Below are 5,839 nucleotides of genomic sequence, written 5' to 3'. Positions count from 1 at the left end.
CTCCAAGCTCGCGGCAGACTTTATGAAGCCCTCGGATAACCTCTTTGGGGAGTGTTTTTTGAAGACGCTGGGAGCGATCAAGGGGAAAACAGGCTCAGCGGCGGAGGGTGCGAAAGTCGTTCGTGAGTGGCTGAAGTCTCGAAGCATTCCCACGGCGGGTTTTTACCAAGCCGACGGCTCTGGGCTCTCGCGCATGAACTTGGTCACGGCGCAGCTCTTGATGGGAATCTTGCGAGACCGGGCGGGGGACAGCAACTTCCGCGCGGCGATGCCCATTGGAGGCGTGGATGGGACACTGAAGAACCGCTTCAAGAAGACGCCCGCGCAGAATAACGTCCGCGCCAAGACCGGAACACTCACTGGAGCCTCGTCGCTCTCGGGCTACGTGACGACCAAGGCAGGCGAGCGGCTTGCCTTCTCCATTCTGATGAACCACTACGACCGCGTAGGAGGAGCTTCATCGGTGCGTGCCTTGCAAGATGCGCTTGTGCTCACGCTCCTTGACGTGCCGAGAAGGCGCTGACCGAAAAGTAACTATTTATAAGCTGGGGAATGTATTAGAATGACAAATGCGTCAACTCTTGGTTTTCTTGCTCCTACTGACCTCCTCAATCTGCCTTGCCGATGATACGCCGGGGCACTCCAGCCACGGATCGGCGTTTGACTCCGGCATGCGAACCCGGCCCTGGGTTATTAAAGGCATCGGCGACACCCCGTTTCCCATCTCCACCAAGAACCCCGAGGCCCAAAAGTGGTTCGATCAGGGCAATGCTCTCTTGCACTCGTTTTGGTTCGAAGAAGCCGAGCGCTCGTGGGCCAGGGGCTTGAAGCCCGAGTCCGTGCGCTTATTAAGTTCGCGAAGTGGGATCAGATCCTGGCTCCGAATGGAATCGAGTGGGGTGATAAAAAGGATTTCGGCAAGCTGGGGCGGGCGTTTGCCGAAGCGCTGGCCCTCAGTGGCGTTGGCAAGAGCTTTGAGGCGCGGGAGCGTGTCACGACAATCCGTACACTCACCGAGAAGCTCAAGGCGACTGCGTCGCTGTATGCAGGGCGGCTCTCGTATGTCTGGTCGCAGGCCGATCCGAACCTAAAGTGGCTCGATGTCGTACGACGACTTCGAGGACATCGAGCTTCAGGCGATCCGTTCACCAATATTGACTTCCTGATGAGCGAGCTAAGGCGAATCAACCCCTAGAGCTTCTCCGCAAAGGCCAGGAAAGCCGTCCAATCCTCAGGGAGCATGGCGTGCTTTCCGGGGCGCATAAATTTTCGTACAAGCGTCTCGTCGCCGCCGAGGAGCTTCCAGGCGGGCAGTGCGGCATCTAATAGTGCATACTGACCGTCGTAGTTGGCCCAGGTGTCGTCTTGCGCATTGGAGAGCAGAATCGGGCGGGGCGCGACACAGGCGAGCAGGCAGTGCTGGTCGAAGGGTAGGTCGCCCGTGCGCTCGTTGAACTTTTTGTAGGCATCGTTGAACCAGTGCGGAAAGACCGTGTTGATGCGCTGCACCGATTCACCAATCGTCCCACGACTCGGGGCCGCACCGCCCGTGCCGGACTGGTGGGGGATCACGGCCGCAAAGCGCTCGTCGCGTGCGCCAGCCAAGAGGGTCGCTTTGCCAAGGCGCGAGTGCCCCAGCGCGATGAGCTTTCTGCCATCGATCTCAGGAACTGTCAGTGCCCAGTCCACCAGGCGCGAAAAACCCCACGCCCACAGCGAGACCGCCCGGTACTTGGACTCATAGAGCGGCGACTCTTTCCGATCCGCCGCCAGCTCCTCGTAGCAGACCGTCGCAATCGCAAACCCGCGCCTCGCCGCCTCCGCAAAGCTCCACGCCGTCGGGCCTGAGTGCAGCGACTCATTGCCCGTGAAGTTCAGCGCCAGAAACGTAGTCGCGGGCTTGGACTGCTTCAGTGGCAGCGTGAGCTGAAGCGAGACAGGGCCAAGAATCCCGGTGTGAAGGCGAATGTTGCGGAGCAGAAACCCATCCATGGGCTTCTCGCTCAGCACGGTCACCTTTGGTGCTTCGGCAGGCGGCGCTTCGCCATACATTAGCTCCGTGAACTGCTTCATCAGCTCCGGGCGACGCTTCGTGCGCCACAGCTCCGCCGTCGTGCCTGGTGCGAATAAGGGAGGGAGAGGGCCAGCAATGCCCTTGAGATCGTCCATGCGGTTAGATTCGTGCGAGGAGTTTAAAATTCCTCGCTGGAGGCGCTACGCGCCGAAGGCCCTCCAGGCCAAAACGTATTTCGACAGATAGAGAATTTTTCGGTCGTTTTATCAGAAATGGCCTGCCTCACCCGTTCTATGGGTATGAAGCGAAGTAAAATCCTAATGGGCATGATGAGCCGAGCGGTTGCTTATATCAAGAACCAGAAAACGCACCATACAGACGCAACTACGTGGCCAAGCCTCGAAGCCACAAATGAAGATAATACTCCTCCGCCCGGAGGGCGTTCGGCGCGTAGCGCCTCCAGCGAGGAATTTTAAACTCCTCGCACGAACATACGAGCATGACAACGCTGTATTCCTCTGAGCTGATCTTCCCCCTCGGCAAGCTGCATAGCCATAGCAGCAGTATCGTCGAGTTTCCCCGTGGCCAGCTTCTGGTCTGCTGGTACATGGGCTCGGGCGAGCGCAAGGCCGACGATGTACGGATTATGGGAGCGACCAAGCCTCTCAAGGGAGGGAACTGGTCGAAGCCATTTGTGCTGGCCGACACGCCGGGCTTTCCGGATACAAACTGCGTCTTGGCGGTTAATGGCGATGGGCGGCTCTGGCTGTTCTATGGGACGCAGCTGGACAATAACTGGGAGAGCACGCTTCTCAAGTACAAAGTGGGGCGAAAAATCGGGAAGTGGGACGATTCTGGAGTCGTGCCGCTCAAGCCAGGCGATGATGAGTTTCCTGCCGAGGTGCGTGCCAAGTTGCCAGAAGTGCTGGCGACCTATCCTGAGCTGGAGAAGTACCGCGGGGAGCTGCTGGCGATGGCGGAGAATAAGCTCAAGCGGCGGATGGGCTGGATGGGGCGCTGCAAGCCACTGATTGAGGGCAAGCGAATGCTCCTGCCACTCTACTCCGATGGCTATAACTTCTCGCTGGTCGCCATCACCGAAGATGCGGGGCAGACTTGGAGCTGCTCCAAGCCGCTGATCGGGCCGGGAGCGGTTCAGCCCAGCTTAGTGCGGCGCAAAGATGGTGTGATCGTGGCATTTTGTCGCAACAACGGCCCCGCGCCACAGCGGATGCTCGTGAGTGAGTCGAGGGACAATGGGCTGACTTGGACGGTCGCCACCCACAACCAGCTCCTCAATCCCGGCTCGAGCGTAGATGTCCTTAAGCTGCGCGATGGGCGCTGGCTTCTGTGCTACAACGACACCGAAGACGGGCGCCACCAGCTTGCGCTCTCGTACTCGGAAGACGAAGGTAAGCACTGGATTGGCACGATGCACGTTGATGAGGGCGAGAAAGCAAGCAAGTCGTATCCGTCGCTACTGCAGGCATCGGATGGCTCGGTGCACCTGACTTATAGCTTCAGTGGAGGAGACGGAGAGACCATTCGGCACGTGCGGCTCAGTCAACCTTGATAAAGCCAAAATAAAAGACTAAACCAATCAAGAGAATCACGAAGAGGAGCCAGAAAAGCGTGGTGCGGGAGCGAGACTTGGATTTAATGCTACGTTGTTGCCGTGTGGCCATAGGCAGCATTCTACCAAATTTTTCACAATCGCGTGTTTGAACCTTCTCTAAAGCCTTGCGTCTGAGAGGGCAGAACGCACTAAGGTGCTTCGAAAGGAACCAAAAAATGAAACTTAACCGTTTTTCGATGCTCTTTGCCACTGCACTGGCGCTTGTCGCGACATCTGCTTTCGCTCAGGACACCAAACCAGGTAAGGGTGGCGATGCCAAACCGGGCCAAGAGGGTGGTAAGGGCCAGCGGCGTGGCGGGGGAATGAACCCCAAGGCTCTTGAGAAAGAGCTTGGCCTTACAACGGAGCAGATGGACAAACTGAAGCCCGCGTTCAAGACCATGACCGACGAGCGCAAGAAGCTGGCAGATGTCACCGAGCCTAAAGAAAAGCGCACTAAGATGATGGAGCTCACCAAGAACCTCATGAAGTCCGTCGAGGACGTGCTGACTCCCGAGCAAAAGAAGAAGTTCGAGGAGATGAAGAAGGCTGCGGCAGGCGGCGCGAAGAAAAAGAAGAAAGACGGCGGCAACTAAGCTGCTGTAAGAACCGGGGCAGAGACTCTGCCCCGGTTTTTATTTTTTGTAGCGCACGATGCGAACTGTGGCCGTTGTCGAGATATCTTCCAGCGTCGCGAGCATGATCTGCAGTGCACGCTCTGTGTTAAAGCTGCCTGAACCCGCCCCGATCACGGGAAACGCCACTGACCCGAACTTCTTCTCTTCCACAATCTGCATCGCACTCTTCACCGACTCACGGATTGAGAACTCCGACGCTTGCCAGAGCATGCTGATCCCGGTGACATGAATAATGCCTTTATGGGGAAGCCGTCCCGCCGTGGTGAGACGCGCACTTCCCAGCGGCATCGGCCCGAAACGTGCCAGCTCTTGAAACGGCCCAAAGCCCGCATGCTTCTTGATCGCCCCCGAGACACCTTGCGGCAAGAGCAGCCACCACGGGATGATATTGCGATTCCAGGCGTTCACGATCACCTCAACAGGCTCCTCACAAATGTCTCCCCAGACAAGTTCTGGTATCATTGTTTATCCATGGGGATCGTCTAAGAGCAGTTGCAGGCGCGCGGCAAGCTCCGGTGGGTACTTTGTCGGCCAAGTTTCGTCAATCAGTCCCACTTCAATCAAGTCACGCAAATGCACCCGGTCTTTGTCGCGGTAGGCCGTGAGCTTGATCTGCACCAATGCTTCGAGCGAGAGCACCTGAAATCGGTCGGCTCGGACAGATTCGGATACGTCGGGGTGTGGCAGGATATCCGTGTCAACGACTCGCTCATTGGCAAAGACAATGTGCACCGCGTCGCGGGCTTTGGCATCGGGGCCATCGAGGAACATATCAATGCCGCGGACGTGTCGAAAGATAAAACCAACTGCCTCCAGCGCCACTTTGGCCTTTTCCAGATCGCCGCGCCGAAGTAGCATGTTCACATCTTGCGTATTGCGAACCGCGGCTTCGTCTACGGAAGAGACCCAGGAGGCGACGGCGTTCCCCCCGACAACGGCGTAGGCGAGACCGGCATTATCGAGTGCCTCTGCGGCACGCAAGAGTCGCGCCTTTACTTTTTCCACAGCGCTGACCATCCTATCCAGTGAGAAAGTTGTCGCTGACATAGATATTTAGCTCACGAAGTAGAACTCTCGAGAGGAGATCAGGGCCCACATGAGATCTTGCACGGCTTCGTCGCGCTTGGGGCTGGTGGTGAGGTGGGCAAGGGCGGCGGCGAGCTCTTTGGCATCGGGGAGACGGCTGAGGGTGCGTAGGTAGAGCTGCTTGATCAGCGCGTCGTTGGCGAGCGTTTTATCACGGAGGAGTGTGGCCACGGTTCCGTTGCCAGCGCGAACTTTCTGGTCCACGTAGGGCGAGTTTAAGACATGGAGCACCTGCACCAAGGTCGGCTCGTTCTTGGGCTCAAGCTCGGCGAGGAACTCGCGCTGGGAGCGGCCAAAGCAGTCCATGAAGAACGAGCCGCTGGGCAGGGAGAGCTGTGTGGCACGCGTATCGGTGGGGAAGTCGCCGAAGCGCTCCGTGCTGCCTGTTGCCAAGTTCAGGTTGTCCAGAAGCACCTGGCCGAGCATGGGGCGCGGGTAGAAGTGGCTGAAGAACTGGTTGTCGAGCGCGTTGGTGGCATTCACCTC

General features: G+C 58.0%; 8 protein-coding genes and 1 pseudogene. 4 read left to right on the top strand and 5 right to left on the bottom strand.

Features of this window, described 5'->3' with window-relative positions:
• Together dacB and AC1XOS_RS18800 are read left to right on the top strand one after the other, a co-directional pair.
• Positions 1–523: D-alanyl-D-alanine carboxypeptidase/D-alanyl-D-alanine endopeptidase (dacB, locus tag AC1XOS_RS18805; protein WP_481963755.1), on the top strand; the 523-nt coding region annotated here is incomplete at its 5' end.
• Positions 524–811: 288 nt separating this feature from the next.
• Positions 812–1,195 carry a hypothetical protein gene (locus tag AC1XOS_RS18800; RefSeq protein WP_481963754.1) on the top strand — a complete coding sequence of 128 codons (384 nt, stop codon included), beginning with the start codon at positions 812–814 and terminating at the stop codon, positions 1,193–1,195.
• On the opposite strand, the gene AC1XOS_RS18795 is transcribed toward AC1XOS_RS18800, so the two are convergent.
• Positions 1,192–2,169, bottom strand: a complete 978-nt coding sequence (locus AC1XOS_RS18795) for a glucuronyl esterase domain-containing protein (protein ID WP_481963753.1) — start codon at positions 2,167–2,169, stop codon at positions 1,192–1,194. The genes AC1XOS_RS18800 and AC1XOS_RS18795 overlap by 4 nt on opposite strands.
• A gap of 344 nt (positions 2,170–2,513) precedes the next feature.
• Between AC1XOS_RS18795 and AC1XOS_RS18790 the strand changes: the two genes are divergently transcribed.
• Complete coding sequence (locus tag AC1XOS_RS18790) at positions 2,514–3,587, top strand: sialidase family protein (protein ID WP_481963752.1); 1,074 nt, start codon at positions 2,514–2,516, stop codon at positions 3,585–3,587.
• On the opposite strand, the gene AC1XOS_RS18785 is transcribed toward AC1XOS_RS18790, so the two are convergent.
• A complete protein-coding gene (locus AC1XOS_RS18785; protein ID WP_481963751.1) occupies positions 3,574–3,699 on the bottom strand; it encodes a hypothetical protein in 126 nt (41 codons plus the stop codon). The two genes, AC1XOS_RS18790 and AC1XOS_RS18785, sit on opposite strands and share 14 nt — an antisense overlap.
• Positions 3,700–3,805: 106 nt before the next feature.
• Between AC1XOS_RS18785 and AC1XOS_RS18780 the strand changes: the two genes are divergently transcribed.
• The gene (locus AC1XOS_RS18780) at positions 3,806–4,225 is read left to right on the top strand and encodes a hypothetical protein (RefSeq protein ID WP_481963750.1); all 420 of its coding nucleotides are present in this window, start codon (positions 3,806–3,808) and stop codon (positions 4,223–4,225) included.
• Between the two features lie 39 nt (positions 4,226–4,264).
• Here the strand turns inward: AC1XOS_RS18780 and AC1XOS_RS18775 are convergent, their stop codons facing one another.
• The 3 genes and pseudogenes from AC1XOS_RS18775 to AC1XOS_RS18765 form a co-directional block, all read right to left on the bottom strand.
• Positions 4,265–4,729 carry a macro domain-containing protein gene (locus AC1XOS_RS18775; RefSeq protein ID WP_481963749.1) on the bottom strand — a complete coding sequence of 155 codons (465 nt, stop codon included), beginning with the start codon at positions 4,727–4,729 and terminating at the stop codon, positions 4,265–4,267.
• A gap of 3 nt (positions 4,730–4,732) precedes the next feature.
• On the bottom strand, positions 4,733–5,314 hold the full coding sequence (locus tag AC1XOS_RS18770; RefSeq protein ID WP_481963748.1) for a hypothetical protein: 582 nt from the start codon (positions 5,312–5,314) through the stop codon (positions 4,733–4,735).
• Between the two features lie 6 nt (positions 5,315–5,320).
• A pseudogene (locus AC1XOS_RS18765) lies at positions 5,321–5,839 on the bottom strand (S-layer protein); the annotation flags it as partial.

The organism is Armatimonas sp. (assembly GCF_964826245.1).
This window is presented reverse-complemented; position numbering and strand designations above follow the sequence as displayed.

What these genes read in the sequence shown, in the direction of transcription:
- AC1XOS_RS18795 (WP_481963753.1), bottom strand. Translation starts at nt 2,169, where the DNA reads ATGGACGATCTCAAGGGCATTGCTGGCCCTCTCCCTCCCTTATTCGCA.
- AC1XOS_RS18790 (WP_481963752.1), top strand. Translation starts at nt 2,514, where the DNA reads ATGACAACGCTGTATTCCTCTGAGCTGATCTTCCCCCTCGGCAAGCTG.
- AC1XOS_RS18785 (WP_481963751.1), bottom strand. Translation starts at nt 3,699, where the DNA reads ATGGCCACACGGCAACAACGTAGCATTAAATCCAAGTCTCGCTCCCGC.
- AC1XOS_RS18780 (WP_481963750.1), top strand. Translation starts at nt 3,806, where the DNA reads ATGAAACTTAACCGTTTTTCGATGCTCTTTGCCACTGCACTGGCGCTT.
- AC1XOS_RS18775 (WP_481963749.1), bottom strand. Translation starts at nt 4,729, where the DNA reads ATGATACCAGAACTTGTCTGGGGAGACATTTGTGAGGAGCCTGTTGAG.
- AC1XOS_RS18770 (WP_481963748.1), bottom strand. Translation starts at nt 5,314, where the DNA reads ATGTCAGCGACAACTTTCTCACTGGATAGGATGGTCAGCGCTGTGGAA.